Annotated in this window: 9 protein-coding genes, 2 tRNA genes and 3 rRNA genes; 13 read left to right on the top strand and 1 reads right to left on the bottom strand. The window is 56.2% G+C overall.

The genetic code is table 11. The features are described 5' to 3' along the window. Positions 1-139 precede the first annotated feature (139 nt). From CLU93_RS07165 to rrf, 5 genes are all read left to right on the top strand, one after another. Positions 140-1,670, top strand: a 16S ribosomal RNA gene (locus CLU93_RS07165). 81 nt (positions 1,671-1,751) lie between these two features. Next, positions 1,752-1,828 (top strand) — tRNA-Ile (locus CLU93_RS07160). A gap of 25 nt (positions 1,829-1,853) precedes the next feature. Continuing rightward, a tRNA-Ala gene (locus CLU93_RS07155) sits at positions 1,854-1,929 on the top strand. A gap of 240 nt (positions 1,930-2,169) precedes the next feature. Further along, positions 2,170-5,045: ribosomal RNA gene (locus CLU93_RS07150) — 23S ribosomal RNA — on the top strand. A gap of 138 nt (positions 5,046-5,183) precedes the next feature. Then, positions 5,184-5,296, top strand: a 5S ribosomal RNA gene (gene rrf / locus CLU93_RS07145). Together the 16S, 23S and 5S rRNA genes with 2 tRNA genes alongside form the textbook arrangement of a ribosomal RNA operon. A 200-nt stretch (positions 5,297-5,496) precedes the next feature. Here the strand turns inward: rrf and uraH are convergent. Then, a complete protein-coding gene (gene uraH, locus CLU93_RS07140; protein ID WP_035824942.1) occupies positions 5,497-5,850 on the bottom strand; it encodes a hydroxyisourate hydrolase in 354 nt (117 codons plus the stop codon). 121 nt (positions 5,851-5,971) lie between these two features. On the opposite strand from uraH, the gene puuE reads away from it, so the two are divergent. From puuE to CLU93_RS07100, 8 genes are all read left to right on the top strand, one after another. Then, on the top strand, positions 5,972-6,925 hold the full coding sequence (gene puuE / locus CLU93_RS07135) for an allantoinase PuuE (RefSeq protein ID WP_099760552.1): 954 nt from the start codon (positions 5,972-5,974) through the stop codon (positions 6,923-6,925). A 99-nt stretch (positions 6,926-7,024) separates the two neighbouring features. Continuing rightward, positions 7,025-8,491: a xanthine dehydrogenase small subunit gene (xdhA, locus tag CLU93_RS07130; protein WP_099760551.1), complete on the top strand. Its 1,467-nt coding sequence runs from the start codon at positions 7,025-7,027 to the stop codon at positions 8,489-8,491. A 10-nt stretch (positions 8,492-8,501) separates the two neighbouring features. Further along, positions 8,502-10,847 carry a xanthine dehydrogenase molybdopterin binding subunit gene (xdhB, locus tag CLU93_RS07125; RefSeq protein WP_099760550.1) on the top strand — a complete coding sequence of 782 codons (2,346 nt, stop codon included), beginning with the start codon at positions 8,502-8,504 and terminating at the stop codon, positions 10,845-10,847. A gap of 10 nt (positions 10,848-10,857) precedes the next feature. Then, positions 10,858-11,937: a xanthine dehydrogenase accessory protein XdhC gene (gene xdhC / locus CLU93_RS07120; RefSeq protein WP_099760549.1), complete on the top strand. Its 1,080-nt coding sequence runs from the start codon at positions 10,858-10,860 to the stop codon at positions 11,935-11,937. Positions 11,938-11,946: 9 nt separating this feature from the next. Further along, positions 11,947-13,263, top strand: a complete 1,317-nt coding sequence (gene guaD, locus CLU93_RS07115) for a guanine deaminase (RefSeq protein ID WP_099760548.1) — start codon at positions 11,947-11,949, stop codon at positions 13,261-13,263. Positions 13,264-13,306: 43 nt separating this feature from the next. Further along, positions 13,307-14,794: an adenosine deaminase family protein gene (locus CLU93_RS07110; RefSeq protein WP_099760547.1), complete on the top strand. Its 1,488-nt coding sequence runs from the start codon at positions 13,307-13,309 to the stop codon at positions 14,792-14,794. Between the two features lie 531 nt (positions 14,795-15,325). Further along, a complete protein-coding gene (locus CLU93_RS07105) occupies positions 15,326-17,692 on the top strand; it encodes a TonB-dependent receptor (RefSeq protein WP_099760546.1) in 2,367 nt (788 codons plus the stop codon). 201 nt (positions 17,693-17,893) lie between these two features. Then, complete coding sequence (locus CLU93_RS07100) at positions 17,894-19,543, top strand: bifunctional metallophosphatase/5'-nucleotidase (protein ID WP_257224903.1); 1,650 nt, start codon at positions 17,894-17,896, stop codon at positions 19,541-19,543. Positions 19,544-19,549 lie beyond the last annotated feature (6 nt).

Below are 19,549 nucleotides of genomic sequence, written 5' to 3'. Positions count from 1 at the left end.
TTCACAAGAAATAATGAAATAGGATACTTCTTCGGAAGTAGCCTGTCAGTTTTTTGAGTGAGCAAATCTTTTGCAATGCAAAAGATTTGGATGGTAGTGATACTGTCCGACCTGTCAGAAATGACATTAAACAGAGATTAAACTGAAGAGTTTGATCCTGGCTCAGATTGAACGCTGGCGGCATGCCTTACACATGCAAGTCGAACGGCAGCACGGAGCTTGCTCTGGTGGCGAGTGGCGAACGGGTGAGTAATATATCGGAACGTACCCTAGAGTGGGGGATAACGTAGCGAAAGTTACGCTAATACCGCATACGATCTAAGGATGAAAGTGGGGGATCGCAAGACCTCATGCTCGTGGAGCGGCCGATATCTGATTAGCTAGTTGGTAGGGTAAAAGCCTACCAAGGCATCGATCAGTAGCTGGTCTGAGAGGACGACCAGCCACACTGGAACTGAGACACGGTCCAGACTCCTACGGGAGGCAGCAGTGGGGAATTTTGGACAATGGGCGAAAGCCTGATCCAGCAATGCCGCGTGAGTGAAGAAGGCCTTCGGGTTGTAAAGCTCTTTTGTCAGGGAAGAAACGGTGAGAGCTAATATCTTTTGCTAATGACGGTACCTGAAGAATAAGCACCGGCTAACTACGTGCCAGCAGCCGCGGTAATACGTAGGGTGCAAGCGTTAATCGGAATTACTGGGCGTAAAGCGTGCGCAGGCGGTTTTGTAAGTCTGATGTGAAATCCCCGGGCTCAACCTGGGAATTGCATTGGAGACTGCAAGGCTAGAATCTGGCAGAGGGGGGTAGAATTCCACGTGTAGCAGTGAAATGCGTAGATATGTGGAGGAACACCGATGGCGAAGGCAGCCCCCTGGGTCAAGATTGACGCTCATGCACGAAAGCGTGGGGAGCAAACAGGATTAGATACCCTGGTAGTCCACGCCCTAAACGATGTCTACTAGTTGTCGGGTCTTAATTGACTTGGTAACGCAGCTAACGCGTGAAGTAGACCGCCTGGGGAGTACGGTCGCAAGATTAAAACTCAAAGGAATTGACGGGGACCCGCACAAGCGGTGGATGATGTGGATTAATTCGATGCAACGCGAAAAACCTTACCTACCCTTGACATGGCTGGAATCCTTGAGAGATCAGGGAGTGCTCGAAAGAGAACCAGTACACAGGTGCTGCATGGCTGTCGTCAGCTCGTGTCGTGAGATGTTGGGTTAAGTCCCGCAACGAGCGCAACCCTTGTCATTAGTTGCTACGAAAGGGCACTCTAATGAGACTGCCGGTGACAAACCGGAGGAAGGTGGGGATGACGTCAAGTCCTCATGGCCCTTATGGGTAGGGCTTCACACGTCATACAATGGTACATACAGAGCGCCGCCAACCCGCGAGGGGGAGCTAATCGCAGAAAGTGTATCGTAGTCCGGATTGTAGTCTGCAACTCGACTGCATGAAGTTGGAATCGCTAGTAATCGCGGATCAGCATGTCGCGGTGAATACGTTCCCGGGTCTTGTACACACCGCCCGTCACACCATGGGAGCGGGTTTTACCAGAAGTAGGTAGCTTAACCGCAAGGAGGGCGCTTACCACGGTAGGATTCGTGACTGGGGTGAAGTCGTAACAAGGTAGCCGTATCGGAAGGTGCGGCTGGATCACCTCCTTTCTAGAGTTTGCACGAATCAGGTAACTGATTCACGCATCAAATGTTCACACTTATCGGCTGTTAATATAAAGAACAGCATTTGGGGCTGTAGCTCAGCTGGTTAGAGCACCGTGTTGATAACGCGGGGGTCGTTGGTTCGAGTCCAACCAGCCCTACCAGTTTCTGTAGTCTGGAAATACCCTAGGGGGATTAGCTCAGCTGGGAGAGCACCTGCTTTGCAAGCAGGGGGTCGTCGGTTCGATCCCGTCATCCTCCACCAAAAGTTCAAACGTAAATCAGTGCAGAGTGCACCAGGATTTAGGTTTGGTCTTTTCGAGATCAAGTGCTGTATGTTCTTTAACAATCTGGAAGAAGTAAAGATTATTTATTGATTGGTTTGCCGTAAAAAGCAAATCGATGGGTAATGATTGTATGTATCAACAAACAAGCAACAACGTTGTACTTTCTTATTCCTGTAACGCTCTTTCCTCATGCAAATGATGAGAGGCTAACGTTATAGGGACAAGCGAATAAGTGCACATGGTGGATGCCTTGGCGATTACAGGCGATGAAGGACGTAGTAGCTTGCGATAAGCTGCGGGGAGTGAGCAAACACACTTTGATCCGCAGATTTCCGAATGGGGCAACCCACCCTTTTAGGGTATTGCATACTGAATACATAGGTATGCAAGGCGAACGCGGCGAACTGAAACATCTAAGTAGCTGCAGGAAAAGAAATCAACCGAGATTCCCAAAGTAGCGGCGAGCGAAATGGGAAGAGCCTGTACGTGATAGTCGGACCGATAACAGAATCCTCTGGAAATAGGAGCCATAGTGGGTGATAGCCCCGTATGTGAAATCGGACCGGTGATACTAAGCGTACGACAAGTAGGGCGGGACACGTGACATCCTGTCTGAATATGGGGGGACCATCCTCCAAGGCTAAATACTCGTAATCGACCGATAGTGAACCAGTACCGTGAGGGAAAGGCGAAAAGAACCCCGGAAGGGGAGTGAAATAGATCCTGAAACCGTGTGCATACAAACAGTAGGAGCGGACTTGTTCCGTGACTGCGTACCTTTTGTATAATGGGTCAGCGACTTACATTCAGTGGCAAGGTTAACCGCATAGGGAAGCCGTAGAGAAATCGAGTCCGAATAGGGCGATCAGTCGCTGGGTGTAGACCCGAAACCAAGTGATCTACTCATGGCCAGGATGAAGGTGCGGTAACACGCCCTGGAGGTCCGAACCCACTAATGTTGAAAAATTAGGGGATGAGCTGTGGGTAGGGGTGAAAGGCTAAACAAACTTGGAAATAGCTGGTTCTCTCCGAAAACTATTTAGGTAGTGCCTCAAGTATCACCATCGGGGGTAGAGCACTGTTATGGCTAGGGGGTCATTGCGACTTACCAAACCATTGCAAACTCCGAATACCGATGAGTGCGAGCTTGGGAGACAGACGTCGGGTGCTAACGTCCGGCGTCAAGAGGGAAACAACCCAGACCGCCAGCTAAGGTCCCAAAGATTGGCTAAGTGGAAAACGAAGTGGGAAGGCTAAAACAGTCAGGATGTTGGCTTAGAAGCAGCCATCATTTAAAGAAAGCGTAATAGCTCACTGATCGAGTCGTCCTGCGCGGAAGATGTAACGGGGCTAAGCCAGTCACCGAAGCTGCGGATATCCTTTATTGGATATGGTAGGAGAGCGTTCTGTAAGCCTGCGAAGGTGTCTTGTAAAGGATGCTGGAGGTATCAGAAGTGCGAATGCTGACATGAGTAGCGATAATGGGGGTGAAAAGCCTCCACGCCGTAAGCCCAAGGTTTCCTGTTCAACGTTCATCGGAGCAGGGTGAGTCGGCCCCTAAGGCGAGGCAGAGATGCGTAGCTGATGGGAAGCAGGTTAATATTCCTGCACCGTCGTATGATGCGATGGGGGGACGGATCGCGGAAGGTTGTCCAACTGTTGGAATAGTTGGTTTTTGGCTCATAGAAGGCACTTAGGCAAATCCGGGTGCGCAATTCAAGGGGTTGAGACGAGTGCACTTGTGCACGAAGCAATCGGAAGTGGTTCCAAGAAAAGCCTCTAAGCTTCAGTCATACGAGACCGTACCGCAAACCGACACAGGTGGGCGAGATGAGTATTCTAAGGCGCTTGAGAGAACTCGGGAGAAGGAACTCGGCAAATTGGTACCGTAACTTCGGGAAAAGGTACGCCCCGGTAGCTTGATTGGTTTACTCCATGAGGGTGAAAGGGTTGCAATAAACTGGTGGCTGCGACTGTTTAATAAAAACACAGCACTCTGCAAACACGAAAGTGGACGTATAGGGTGTGACGCCTGCCCGGTGCTGGAAGATTAAATGATGGGGTGCAAGCTCTTGATTGAAGTCCCAGTAAACGGCGGCCGTAACTATAACGGTCCTAAGGTAGCGAAATTCCTTGTCGGGTAAGTTCCGACCTGCACGAATGGCGTAACGATGGCCACACTGTCTCCTCCCGAGACTCAGCGAAGTTGAAATGTTTGTGATGATGCAATCTACCCGCGGCTAGACGGAAAGACCCCATGAACCTTTACTGTAGCTTTGCATTGGACTTTGAACCAATCTGTGTAGGATAGGTGGGAGGCTTTGAAGCGGGGACGCTAGTTCTCGTGGAGCCAACCTTGAAATACCACCCTGGTTTGTTTGAGGTTCTAACCTTGGTCCGTTATCCGGATCGGGGACAGTGCATGGTAGGCAGTTTGACTGGGGCGGTCTCCTCCTAAAGTGTAACGGAGGAGTTCGAAGGTACGCTAGATACGGTCGGACATCGTGTTGATAGTGCAATGGCATAAGCGTGCTTAACTGCGAGACTGACAAGTCGAGCAGGTACGAAAGTAGGACATAGTGATCCGGTGGTTCTGTATGGAAGGGCCATCGCTCAACGGATAAAAGGTACTCTGGGGATAACAGGCTGATTCCTCCCAAGAGTTCATATCGACGGGGGAGTTTGGCACCTCGATGTCGGCTCATCACATCCTGGGGCTGTAGCCGGTCCCAAGGGTATGGCTGTTCGCCATTTAAAGTGGTACGTGAGCTGGGTTTAAAACGTCGTGAGACAGTTTGGTCCCTATCTGCCGTGGGCGTTGGAAATTTGAAGGGGGCTGCTCCTAGTACGAGAGGACCGGAGTGGACGTATCTCTGGTGTACCGGTTGTCACGCCAGTGGCATTGCCGGGTAGCTAAATACGGAAGAGATAACCGCTGAAAGCATCTAAGCGGGAAACTTGCCTTGAGATGAGATTTCCCAGAGCCTTGAGCTCTTTGAAGGGTCGTTCGAGACCAGGACGTTGATAGGCTGGGTGTGGAAGTGCAGTAATGCATTAAGCTAACCAGTACTAATTGCCCGTACGGCTTGTCCCTATAACCTTAGCAGGTACAGAGGATAAGACGGTACAACGTTGCGTGTGTGTTGATACTACTATTCATTACCCCAATCTTTGCTTCTTCCAGATTCAGGCTTTGTCGCTCCACTGAGGACAAATGCCAGTACAAGTTATGCCTGATGACCATAGCAAGTTGGTCCCACCCCTTCCCATCCCGAACAGGACCGTGAAACAACTTTGCGCCGATGATAGTGCTGCAACCAGTGTGAAAGTAGGTTATCGTCAGGCTTGTTATTCGCAGTAGAGAAAAACCCCGCCAGCAATGGCGGGGTTTTTTTTCGTCTGGTGGTTTTGTTTGGTGCTGGTGGTGGCTGTCGGCTTACGCGCGTTGCGCTAAGCCGACCTACGCCGACTTACGCCGACCTACGGTCAGAGCCGGTAGGTCGGATTAGCGTAGCGTAATCCGACAACATGTTGGCGTCGTGGCATCAGCTACCACGATAAGTGGAATACGACCACGGCGACACCACCAGCGGCACATGGTAATTCTCATCCGTATGCGCAATGCCGAAGGCCAGGGTGACCAGGTCGATGAAGCGGGGCGAGGGTAGTTCCACGCCCTGGGCGGCGAAATAGTCGCCTGCGTTGAATACCAGTTCGTACTGGCCCGCTTTCATGCTGTCGCCTTCCAGCAAGGGTGTGCTGCAACGGCCGTCGCTGTTCGTCATATCCATCTTCAATAACACTTTGCCTTCCGGCGCGACGGAAAACAGGGCCACCTTGACGCCGGCTCCCGGTCTGCCGTGGGCGATATCGAGTACATGCGTGCTGAGTTTTCCCATTTGCTATCCTGTATATAGGGTGAGTGAATGTGCTTATCGTACAAATCATATACCGGCGACTGCGCCGGGCTATATGATTGGGCATATAGCCAACATTGTCCTCCTATAGGCGCGCCTCCGCATGAACAATTACGAACATTATCCACGCGACTTGATCGGCTATGGCCGCACGCCACCCCATCCGCAATGGCCGGGCAAGGCCCGCATCGCCCTGCAATTTGTCCTCAATTACGAGGAGGGGGCGGAAAACAACGTGCTGCATGGCGATGCCGCCTCGGAAACGTTTTTATCGGAAATGATCGGCGCGGCCGCATTCCCTGCGCGCCACCTGAGCATGGAGTCGATTTATGAATACGGTTCGCGTGCCGGATTATGGCGCTTGCTGCGCATGTTCGAGGAGCGGCACCTGCCGCTGACCGTGTTTGGCGTCTCGATGGCCTTGAAACGCAATCCGGATGCGGTGGCCGCCTTCCAGCAACTGGGACATGAAATCGCCTGTCATGGCTTGCGCTGGATTTCCTATCAAAACATGGATGAAGCGACGGAACGCGAACACATGCGCGAGGCCGTGCAGATCATCCGCGAATTGACGGGGGCCGCCCCGCAAGGCTGGTATACGGGGCGCGATTCGCCGAATACGCGCAAACTGGTGGTCGAGCATGGCGGTTTCCGCTACGACGCCGATTATTATGGCGATGACCTGCCTTTCTGGGAAAAGGTGGCCTATACGGATGCGACAGGCGTGGCGGTCGTGCAGCCGCAACTGATCGTGCCCTACACCCTGGACACGAACGACATGCGTTTTGCCGCCATGCAGGGTTTTAATTCGGGCACGCAGTTTTTCGATTATCTGAAGGATGCCTTCGATGTCCTGTATGCGGAAGGCGATCCGAACGGCTTGAATCAGCCGAAGATGTTGTCCGTGGGCCTGCATTGCCGCCTGGTGGGGCGTCCGGGACGGGCGGCCGCACTGGCGCGCTTCCTCGACTATGTGCAGGGCCATGAGCAGGTGTGGATCACGCGCCGCATCGATATCGCCGAGCACTGGCATGCGACGCATCCATTCCAGGAGTGAGCTCTATTGAGATGGGATGATAAGTAAAATCAGTCTTTGCATATAGTTGTCCCATATGCCGGTGTTAATCTCCTATACTGGGACTATACCGAGGCCAGCATGTCAGAACCGATCCGCTTTTATTATCGTGGTGCCGTACAGGAAGTACGCAACGCCGCCCCTACGCAGACTGTGTTGCAGCACCTGCGCGAGGACTTGCATTGCACGGGTACCAAAGAAGGCTGTGCCGAGGGCGATTGCGGCGCTTGCACGGTGGTCATCGGCAGCCTGGTGAATGGCCAGGTCGAGATGAAGGCCGTCAACGCCTGCATCCAGCTCACGCCCACGCTCGATGGCAAGGCCCTGTTTTCCGTGGAAGACTTGCAGCAACCCGACGGCGCCTTGCACCCGGTGCAGCAGGCGATGGTCGAATGCCATGGTTCCCAGTGCGGTTTTTGCACACCAGGTTTCGTGATGTCGCTGTGGGGCATGTATCTGCAGAAAAACGGCGAGACGCCCACGCGCTGCGAAATCGACGACACCCTGTCTGGCAATCTGTGCCGCTGCACCGGCTACCGGCCCATCATCGATGCGGCCAGACGCATGGGCGAACTGCCGCGTGTCGCATTTGACCGCGATGCCCTGGCGCAGCAATTGCAGGGGCTGCAGCGCGACAGCCTGAGCACTTATGAACACGGCGACCAGCACTTCCACGCGCCACGCACCATCGATGAACTGGTGGCGCTGCGCGCGGCAAAGCCGCAAGCGTGCCTGCTGGCCGGCTCCACCGACGTGGGCCTGTGGGTGACCAAGCAATTGCGCGACCTGGGCGACATCATTTATCTCGGCAACGTCGCTGCGCTGAAAAGCATCGCCGTGGACGATGGCAAGCTGCACATCGGCGCTGGCGCCAGCCTGAACGATGCCTATGCGGCGCTGTGCCAGCACTATCCAGACGAGTTGTCGGAACTGTGGCAGCGCTTTGCTTCCTTGCCGATCCGCAATGCGGGTACCCTGGGCGGCAATGTCGCCAATGGTTCGCCCATCGGCGACTCGATGCCGTGGCTGATAGCGCTGGGCAGCGAGATTGTGTTGCGGGGTCCCGCCGGCCAGCGCAGCATGCCGCTGGAAAATTTCTATCAAGGTTACCAAAAGAAAGATCTGCAAGCCGGTGAATTCGTCGAAGCCGTGCGCGTGCCCTTGCCGCGTGCCGAGGTGCAATTCCGCACGTATAAACTGGCGAAACGCTTTGACCAGGATATCTCGGCCGTGTGCGCCGCGTTTGCCTTCCAGCTCGACGGCGAGCACATCATTGATGCGCGCATCGCCTTTGGCGGCATGGCGGCCACGCCGCAACGCGCCGCGCAAACGGAAGCATTTCTGCGCGGACAGGCGTGGACGGAAGACAATCTCGTCATCGCCATGCGCTTGCTGGCCGACGATTACGCACCATTGTCCGACATGCGCGCCTCGCATACCTATCGCATGACGACGGCGCAAAACCTGCTGCGCCGCTTCTGGCTGGAAACACGCACCGGTGCGCCGCTGTTGCGCACTGCCGTCAACGCCTATGCTTGCCGCGCCTGAAAGGATCAGCATGAACCATCCTGCCACGCCCGAACTGCAAGCGGCCGCCTGGGCCGCCGTGGGCAAGCCCAGTCCCCATGAATCGGCGCAATTGCATGTGCTGGGGCAAGCCACCTACACGGACGATATCGCCGAACTGCAAGGCACCTTGCATGCGGCGCTGGGCCTGTCGCAAAAGCCCCATGCGCGCATCACGGCCATGGATTTGTCGGCCGTGCGCGGCTCGCAGGGGGTCGTCGCTGTCTACACGGCGCAGGACATTCCTGGCACCAATGATTGCGGCCCCATCATCCATGACGATCCCATCCTGGCTGCGGAGCTGGTGCAATACGTGGGCCAGCCCATCTTCATCGTGGTGGCTGATACACACGACCATGCGCGCCGCGCCGCCCGCCTGGCGCAAGTGTCGTACGAGGAATTGCCTGCGATCATGACGCCGCAGGCAGCCAAGGCGGCACAGTCGTATGTGCTGCCGCCAATGCAGCTGACGCGCGGCAACTACCAGGCCGCGTTCGAGACGGCGCCGCATGTGGTTAAGGGCCAGCTGTACGTGGGCGGGCAGGAACAGTTTTACCTGGAAGGACAGATTTCCTACGCCATCCCGAAGGAAGCGCAGGGCATGCTGGTGCTGTGTTCGACCCAGCACCCGAGCGAGATGCAGCACGTGGTGGCGCATGCGCTGGGCGTGCATTCGCACAACATCACGGTTGAATGCCGGCGCATGGGCGGCGGTTTCGGCGGCAAGGAGTCGCAGTCGGCCCTGTGGGCGGCGGCCGCATCGATTGCGGCGGCCAAACTGAAGCGCCCCGTCAAATTGCGCGCTGACCGCGACGACGACATGCTGGTGACGGGCAAGCGCCATTGTTTTTATTATGAATACGAAGTGGGCTACGACGACGATGGCAAGATCCTTGCCGCCAAGGTCGACATGACCACGCGCGCCGGCTACTCGGCGGACTTGTCCGGCCCCGTCGCCACGCGCGCCGTCTGCCACTTCGACAACACCTATTATTTGTCCGACGTGGATATCCGCGCCGCCTGCGGCAAGACGAATACGCAGTCGAACACGGCTTTCCGGGGCTTCGGCGGACCGCAGGGCGCCATCGCCATCGAGTACGTGATCGATGAAATCGCTCGCCATTTACAACGCGATGCGCTCGATATTCGCCTGCTCAATTTCTATGGCCGCAATGATGGGGAAGGACGCAATGTCACGCCGTACGGCCAGAAAATCGTCGACAACGTGATCCATGAACTCGTCGCGGAACTGGAAGAGAGCAGCGATTACCGCGCGCGCCGCCGCGCCATCGACGCCTACAACGAGGCCAGCCCCATCCTGAAGAAGGGCCTGGCATTTACGCCCTTGAAATTCGGCATCGCCTTCAACGTCACGCATCTGAACCAGGCCGGCGCCCTCGTGCACGTGTATGTGGATGGCTCCGTGCTGGTCAACCATGGCGGCACAGAAATGGGGCAGGGCATCAATACCAAGGTCATGCAGGTGGTGGCGCACGAACTGGGACTGGACCTGGAATGTGTGCGCGCCACGGCCACCGACACCAGCAAGGTGGCAAACACGTCGGCCACGGCGGCATCTACCGGCGCTGACCTGAACGGCAAGGCGGCGCAGGATGCGGCGCGTCAGATCCGTGAACGCCTGGCTGATTACGCTGTCAAACTGTATGGCGGCGACGCTGGCACTGTGCGTTTCTTCGACAACCATATCCACGTGAATGGTCATGCCGTGGCGTTTGCCGAACTGGTGCAGAAGGCGTATCTGGCGCGGGTGCAACTGTGGTCGGACGGTTTTTATGCCACACCGGGCCTGTCGTGGGATGCCAAGATGATGACGGGCCATCCGTTTTCCTACTATGCATATGGCGCGGCCGTGGCTGAAGTGGTGGTCGATACCCTGACAGGGGAATGGAAACTGCTGCGCGCGGACGCCTTGTACGATGCGGGCCAGTCATTGAATCCCGCGATTGATCTGGGTCAGGTGGAAGGCGCATTTATCCAGGGCATGGGTTGGCTGACAACGGAGCAGCTGTGGTGGAATGCGGCGGGCAAGCTGATGACGCACGCGCCATCGACATACAAGATTCCTGGCATTTCAGATTGCCCGGAAGATTTTCGCGTCAAGCTGTTCCAGAACCGCAACGTGGAAGACAGCATCCACCGTTCCAAAGCCGTTGGCGAGCCGCCGCTGCTGTTGCCGTTTTCCGTGTTCTTTGCCATCCGCGACGCCATTTCCAGCGTGGGCCATCACGCCGTGCAACCACCGCTGAATGCCCCCGCCACCAGCGAGGAAATCCTCAAGGCGGTCATGGCCGTGCAAGCGGCCGGCGTGGCCGCTTAAGGAGCTGATGATGAGCGACTGGCTGACAGCAATCGAGAATGACACGCAGGCGTCCGTGCTGGTGACGGTGGCCCTGGTGGAAGGTTCCGGACCGCGTGAAGCGGGCGCGAAGATGCGCGTCACCCTCGATGGTCAAATGGACACCATCGGCGGCGGGCACCTGGAATTGCGCGCCGTGGAAATCGCCAAGAGCATGCTGGCCACGGGCGACACGCATGCGCGGATCGAGCGTTTTGCGCTCGGCCCCAGCCTCGGGCAATGCTGCGGCGGCGTCGTCCACCTGGCTTTTGAATATGTCGATGCTGGCCTGCAAGCATTGCTGGCCGCCTTGCGCGAGCGCCGCCAGCACGATAGTTGGCGTCTGGCGGCACTCGATGGTGAGAGCGCGTCGGCCCTGTTCGATGCGGCCGGTAGCTTGATCGCCGGCATGCCGGGCCAGGCGCCCGACACGTTTTCACGTGAACGCGCAACCCATGTCGCGCAGGGGAGTGAAGGGCGGCGCTGGCTGGTCGACCCGTGCCTGGCGCCGCGCGCCCATTTGACGCTGTTTGGCGCCGGTCACGTGGGCGCCGCCATCGTGCGTGCGCTGGCCCACTTGCCCTGCACTATCACCTGGGTCGATGAACGCGAAGACATGTTTTCCGCCGCATTGCCTCCGGGATTGCCAGATAACGTGCGCATTGCCGCCACCGACACGCCCGAGGAATTTGTCGCCATGGCGCCGCCCGGTGGCAGTTTTCTCGTCATGACGCACAGCCATGCGCTCGATCAACGCTTGACGCAAGCCATCATGGAGCGCGAGGATGCGGGCTGGTTCGGCTTGATCGGTTCGCACACGAAACGCAAGCAGTTCGAGCACCGCCTGCAGGCGCGCGGCGTGCCGGACGAGCGCATTGCCGCCATGGTGTGCCCGATCGGCATGCCCGGCATCCGCAACAAGGCGCCGGCCGTGATCGCCGCTTCCGTTGCCTGTCAATTACTCATGGTGTGGGAGGAAGCCGCCAGCGCGGCCCTGGCCGCACCGCTGCGGCTGGCCTCTGCCAGCGCGCCACCGCGCCGCCAACCACGCGTCGCCACTCACCCGTTATAGAAAGAAGTCATGCCGATTGTTCCTGCCACATTGCAAGCTTACCGTGCCAGCTTGCTGCACTTCCACGCCGATCCCGCTTTCACCGAAGAGGCGCACGCCTGGCATGCGGATGGCTTGCTGATCGTGGCCGAAGGCAAGATCGTGGCGGCTGGCGATTACTCTGCACTGCAGGCGACTTTGCCGCCCGGCACCGAGATCGTCGATTATCGCGGCAAGCTGATCGTGCCTGGCTTCATCGATACGCATCTGCATTTCCCGCAGACGGAAATGATCGCCTCGCCGGCCCCCGGTTTGCTGCCGTGGCTGGAAACGTACACGTTTCCCACCGAGCGCGCATTTGAAGATCCTGTGCATGCGCGCAATGTCGCCGAGTTTTTCCTTGATGAACTGCTGCGCTGCGGCACCACCACGGCCATGGTATATGGCAGCGTGCATCCGCAATCGGTGGATGCCTTCTTTGGCGCCAGCGAGGCGCGCGGCTTGCGCATGGTGGCGGGCAAGGTCATGATGGACCGCAATTGCCCCGAGTTCCTGCGCGACACGGCCGAGTCCGGCGCGCGCGAAAGCGAAGAGCTGATCCGGCGTTGGCACAAGCATGGCCGCTCGCTGTATGCGATCACGCCCCGTTTCGTGCCGACGTCCACGAATGAACAGATGCAACTGGCGGGCGAGCTGGCGCGCGCGTACCCGGATACCTATTTGCAAACCCACGTGTCGGAAAACGAGGATGAGTGCCGCTGGGTGCGTGAACTGCACCCACAGGCGCGCAGCTACCTCGATGTGTACGACCAGTACGGCATGCTGCGCCCGCGTGCCATGTTCGGTCACTGCATCTGGCTCGATGAGCGCGACCGCGCGCGCATGGCCGAGACGTCCTCGGCGGCCGCCATTTGTCCCACCTCCAACTTGTTCCTCGGCAGCGGCCTGTTCGATTTCGAGCGAGCCGATGCGGCGAAAGTGCTGCTGTCGCTGGCCACCGATGTGGGCGGCGGCACCTCGTTCTCGATGTTGCAAACCATGAACGAAGCCTATAAAGTAGCACGCTTGAAAGGCAGCTATCTGCCCGCCTTGCGCATGTTTTACCTGGCGACCCTGGGTGCTGCACGGGCCATGCAACTGGAAGGTACCCTGGGCAATTTCACGGCAGGCACGGAAGCGGACTTCATCGTGCTCGACAAGCAATCGACGCCGCTGCTGGCGCGTCGCACGGCTGGCTGTCAAAGCCTGGAGGAATTGCTGTTTGCCTTTGCGCTGCTGGGCGACGACCGCGCCGTGGCCGCCACCTATTCAGGCGGACAATGCGTGCATGTGCGGGGGCAGGGCTGACCTACCCGTTGTTCCATACGAATTATCCTGAGCGAGAACGCGAATGCACATAAAACTCACTGGCCTGGCGCTTGGCGCCGCGCTGGCATTGACCGGAACGGCGCAGGCCGCTCCGTCTTCCAATGAAGCGGCCACCGCGCGCCATTTTGCCGCCCTGGTGTCGGGCGCGCAGCCGAAGACAGCCGAGCTGAGCCTGTTCTTTTCCATGATGCCAAAGGGCGGTGATTTGCATCACCATTACTCGGGCGCCATTTATGCCGAGCAATTCCTCGACTGGGTCGACAAGGAAAACTATTGCGTCAACAAGACGACGTATCGCATCGAAAGCAACAAGGACGTCGTGGCGGCCGAGCGCGCCAAACCGGCCGCGCAGCGTGGCTGCCTGTCGTCCACGGAAGTGTTTGCCGATGCGGGTCTGTATGCGCAATTGCTGCAGCGCTGGTCGACCAAGGATTTCTACAACCATGGTGCCATCCAGACTCCACCGGACCGTACCTTTTTTGATACGTTTGGCTACTTCGGCCCCGTGGCATCGAGCAATACGGCCGACGGCTTGAAAACCCTGAAGCAGCGCGCCATCGCGGAAAACCTCAGCTACATCGAGACGATTTTCGAACTGTCGCCATTCGTGCAAAATGCGCAGTTCGACCAGCAAGTGCTGGCGCCGGGCTTGCCGCCGGCAGCCCTGCAAGCCGTGCTGGCCAACTGGACAGGCAGCCTGGAGCAGGACGCCAGCTTCCAGAAAAGCATCACCGCCTACAACGACAACGTGAACGCCAGCAGCGCCGGCATCGATGACGCCAATTTCACCATGCGTTACCAGGCGTACGTGCTGCGTTTCCTGTCGCCATCGCAAGTTTTTTCCTCGATGGTGGCCGCCTTCAAGGCAGCGAGCCTGAATCCGCTGCTGGTGGGCGTGAACATCGTGGGCCAGGAAAGCGTGAACGTGTCCATGCGCGACTACAGCCTGCACATGGAAATGTTCAAATTCCTCAAGGCGAAATATCCAAACGTCAAAATTGCCCTGCATGCGGGCGAGCTGGCGCTGGGCATGGTGCCGCCGGAAGGCATGACGTTCCATATCGCCGAAGCCGTCGATGTGGCCGGCGCGGACCGTATCGGCCATGGCATGGATATCGCGTACGAGCACAATGCGCTGGCCACCATGCAAAAGATGCGCGAGCGCGGCATTCCCGTGGAAGTGAACCTGACCAGCAACGATTACATTCTCGGCATCAAGGGCCAGGCCCATCCGATCACCCTGTACCGCAAATATGGCGTGCCCTTCGTGATCTCCACCGATGACGCGGGCGTGTCGCGCAATACCCTGTCGAATGAGTACGTGCTGTTTGCCAGCCAGTACAAGACCGATTATGCGGAAATCAAAAAGCTGTCGTATAACAGCCTGCGTTATTCATTTTTGGCGCAAGCGGACAAGCAACGTTTGCTGAAAGCACTCGATGCCCGTTTCAGCCGTTTTGAAGCCTTGATCGCAAATAGTGATCGCAAAGCAACTGTTGTAAAGCCGTAAAAGTATTTCACCTCTCCTGCCTGCCACGCGACCGCAACTTGCGGTCGCGTAAGCTTCTGATCTTCATAGTTACAAAACCCTCCTTTTATCGTTTTTGTTGTGCCTTTACGACAAAAAATGATGCGCTGGTAGTGCTTTCTTGCAATTATTTTCTGAAACAATTTCCAAATGTTGCCGCTCATCTATAATTTCGCCCCGATGAGGTGAGCTTGCTCGGTTGATACAAAAAATGCGGCTTCCAGCGGTGATTTATACTTTTAATATATAAATCATTAAAAAAAAACGTATTTGTCAGCCTACAGACCTTAATGCATAGTTGGACGGCGAAGAGTTGAATAAGTCATTTTTGCTATCGCTTTTGTGACAATTCAGGATGTCTAGCGGCTCCTGTCACATTGCGGTCATATCCGTGTAACGGATTTGAAATATTCGATCTTTATACTGCCGTGTCTAGTTGGATAGTTTCCGTGTTTCACCACAATATAAGCAAGTCAAAATCTTGTAAGTTACAACACACTCTAGGGGGTTCAAATGCAGTTCATTCAACAACCAAAATTGCGACTAAGTATGATCGCAGTGGCATGCCAATTGGCTTGCTTCAGCATCTCTACTGCGCATGCGCAAACCGCTGACGAAGCCACAAAAGTCGTCATTACCGCTAAAAAAACCGGTATGGGCCTGATGGTGACGGAAGATGCGCCAAAAGCACGCAGCACGATTACGGCAGAAGAACTGGAAAAGCAGCGTCCAACGGGCAATGCGTTTGAAGCGTTGGAGATGTTGCCATCGGTCAATAGCTATAACTATGACTCTACAGGCCTGTTCGGTGGTGGTTTGACATTACGCGGATTCAACAGCGACCAGATCGGCGCCACGATTAATGGCGTGCCGGTGAATGACTCCGGTAGTTTTTCGGTCTACCCGCAAGAATACGTTGACCAGGAAAATACCTGCTCCGAGTTTGTTACACAGGGTTCGACCGATGTCGACTCCCCACAAGTGGGTGCCACTGGTGGTAATTTCGGTATCAATACCTGCAATCCGGAAGACAAGCAGCGAGTGCGCGTCATGCAAACCCTAGGTCAGCTTAACCTGAGCAAAACCTTTTTGCGCGTTGATAGCGGTCTGTTGTCGGACAAACGATCTAAATTCTTCCTGTCGGCTTCGCATGCGCAAGCCGATAAATGGAAGGGCAAGGGTGGTGCCAAGCGAGACCATATCGATGCTGGTTTTAACTATGACTGGGATCGCTTTAATTACATCCACGCCACCTTGCTGTACAACGAGGCTGTGAACAATAATATCAACAGCATCAGCCTGTCCGATATTAACAAGAACGGTTACTACTATGATTTCTCGACTAAATTCCCCGGTCACCTGACGCCAGTTAAGGGTACTGTTCAGGACGAGTCGAAAATTGCCCCTTCACCTCAGTACTACAAGTTGGCAACCAATCCGTTTAAAAATGCCGTACTGTCAGCTACGGCAAAGTTCCGCCTGGGTGAAAATACCGACCTGAAAATTTTGCCTTATTTCTGGTATGGCTATGGTAGCGGAGGAGTACAACAACGTGCGATGACGGAATCGAAAGGTTTTCTGGACTCCAAGTCAGGCAAGCTGACAGGCGCGGTTGACTTGAACGGTGACGGCGACACGCTCGACACCGTCATCATGGCCAACAGTAGTTTTACACGCACCACGCGCCCTGGCGTCACGTCGTCCCTGACGCACACCATCGGTGATCACCAGATTCTTGGTGGTTTCTGGTGGGAACGTGCAGACCATGGTCAAACTGGCCCTATGGTTCCAGTAAATAATGATGGTAGCCCTGTTGACTACTATCTGCAAAAAGATCAAGTTACACGTGCTGATGGCTCGACCTTCCAATCGCGAAACTGGAAGACGATCTCTACTGCCTATCAATTTTTCCTGCAAGATACCATCAATTTGATGGATGATCGCCTGATTCTGAATGTGGGCGTGCGTACACCATTCGTTGATCGTGATTTCACGAACTATGCCAATGAAGGGACGAATTCCGGTGTTACATATAATATCAAGCGCAAATACAAGGATATATTGCCGCAGTTGGGCGCACGTTTCCGCGTAACTGCCGACGATCAGTTGTATGCAAGTATTGCCAAGAACATGAAAGCGCCTCCTAACTTTGTGTTCGCAACAACCGGTTCAAACGTGACTTTTGTCAACGGTGTGGCGACCTTGACTAGTGATGTAAAAGCGGAAACGTCGTGGAATATTGATATTGGTTACCGCCACCAAGACAAGAATTTCATTGGTACCTTTAATGTATATTCAGTCGATTTCCGTGATCGCCAAGCAACTGCTTACGACCCGCTTACGGCTGTCAGCACCTTGACGAACGTTGGTAACGTGAAAAACCGCGGTTTCGAAGTAGAGCTGGGCAACACGCCTATCAACGGTTGGGCGTTCTACGGTTCGTTTGGCTATGCAAAAAGCGAAATAAAGAATGACTTGCGTGCCAGCGCCACTTCAACCCTGCCAACCAAGGGCAACGAGTATCCTCTGACACCTAAGCTGAAAGCTGGCTTGAGCGCCGAGTATCAACTAGGTGCCTTCTATGCCCGCGTGAAAGCCAAGGCTACCGGTAAGCAACAAGCTACTTTGAACAATGATGAAACCGTACCTGGTTACACCGTCATGGGCTTCGATGCAGGTTATACCTTCGCCAACATGGGCTGGTTGAAGCGTCCGAAAATCACGTTGAACATCAGCAATCTGACCGACAAGCAGTATCGTAATCCTTCGTCGCAAAACGTGACCAATGCGACTGCAGTGAATGGTACATCCGCCAAAACCGTGTATTACTATTTGGGTGCACCACGTTTCTCATCGGTGACGTTCTCGGGCGATTTCTGATAGAAATGGCTTGGTCTGCAGCAACATCAACAGTGGTGCTGTGGACGCCCTGAGCAGTATTACTTAACAGGCCTTCGGGCCTGTTTTTACTTGTTAGTATTGTCATGTCTTCAAGCACTTATCTGCATGGCAGCATTCCTGAAAGCGGCACGTATGAGAACTTTTTCTAACCGCCCTTTAACCTCTATGCTGGTGCTATGTATGTCCGGAATTATTTCCGGATGTACCATCGTTGCACCCACCCCTATCGCCATCAACCTGGTCGCCCTGAACGACTTCCACGGCAATCTCGATCGCAGCAAATTTACCTACACGAGTGTCACCGATGCCGAGCGCAAGACGGTGCAGGCGGGCGGCATCGATACCTTGTCCGGCGCATTGAAGACTTGGCGGCGCGAAGATGCGCAGCTGATTTTTGTCGGCAATGGCGACCTGGTCGGTGCCAGCCCCGCCATGTCGGCGCTGTGGGCCGATGAACCGAGCATCGTGGCCATGAATATGCTGGGCATGAAAGCCAGTTCCGTCGGCAACCATGAATTTGACCAGGGCAAGGCGGAATTGCTGCGCCAGCAGCGCGGCGGTTGCGACTCTTCGCGCGCCGACAAGGCGTGCAAGTTCACGCCCGACTTCAAGGGTGCCAGCTACACCTATATGGCGGCCAATGTCATCGACACGCAAACGGGCAAGTCCCTGCTGCCCGCCTACCGCATCGAAGAGGCGCATGGCGTCAAGGTGGGCCTGATCGGCGCCGTGCTGAAAGATACGCCATCCGTGGTGACGGCCGCCGGCATTGCCGGCCTGCAGTTTGGCGATGAAGCTGACGCCATCAACGCCACCTTGCCGCAGTTGCGCGCGCAAGGCGTGGGTGTGTTCGTCGTGCTGCTGCACCAGGGCGGCGAGACGAAGGAAGCCGTCGACCAGCCCGATTGCAGCCACCTGAAGGGCGAAGTGGTCGACGTGGTGAAACGCCTCGACCCGGCCATTCAACTGGTCATCAGCGGCCATTCGCACCAGGGTTATCTGTGCCGTGTCGATGGCCGCCTCGTGACGCAGGCACAGATGGGCGGGCACATGCTGACGCGCATCAAGCTCAAGGTCGATCCCGTCAAGAATGCAGTGATCGATGCCAGCGCGCACAACGTCGTCATGTTGCCAGGCGTGTATGAGCCGGACCCGGCCGTGGCTGCCTACCTGGAATCGGTCAAGCAGCGCAGTGCGGCCGAATTGTCGCGTCCCGTGGCCGCCATCGCCGTGCCGAACGTGGGCCGCAGTACCAAGGGCAGTGGCGCTTCCGCGCTGGGCGACCTGGTGGCTGACAGCACCCTGTTCGGCGCGCGCGCTGCTGGTGCGCAAATCGGCCTGATGAACAATGGCGGCATCCGCAAGGATCTGGAAGCGGGCGCCGACCTGATGACGAACGTGGGCCAGAACCAGGCCGTGGTACCGTTCGGCAATACCCTGATCGTCGTGAGTCTTTCTGGCGCGCAAATTCGTACCTTGCTTGAGCAGCAGTGGCCGGGTGCCGAAGCTGAGGAGAATAATCTGCTGCAGATATCGGACGGCTTCAGCTACCGCTGGGACAGCACGCGGCCGCAGGGCCAGCGTGTGCTGCCGGGCAGCATCATGCTCAATGGCATTGCTCTTGAAGACAATCAACAATACCGTATCGCCGCCAACAGTTTCCTCGCTGGCGGCGGCGACCGCTTTACCGTGCTGGCGGCCGGCACGCGCCGTCTCGACACGGGCGTGCGCGACATCGACGCCTTCAGCGATTACCTGATCGCCCGCGCGCGCGCCGGCAAGCCGGCCGGCAGCGCCACGGCGGCAGGGCGCATCGTGCGCGTCAAATAATTATTT

The organism is Janthinobacterium sp. 35, assembly GCF_002754575.1.
GTDB lineage: Bacteria > Pseudomonadota > Gammaproteobacteria > Burkholderiales > Burkholderiaceae_D > Janthinobacterium > Janthinobacterium tructae.
This window is presented reverse-complemented; position numbering and strand designations above follow the sequence as displayed.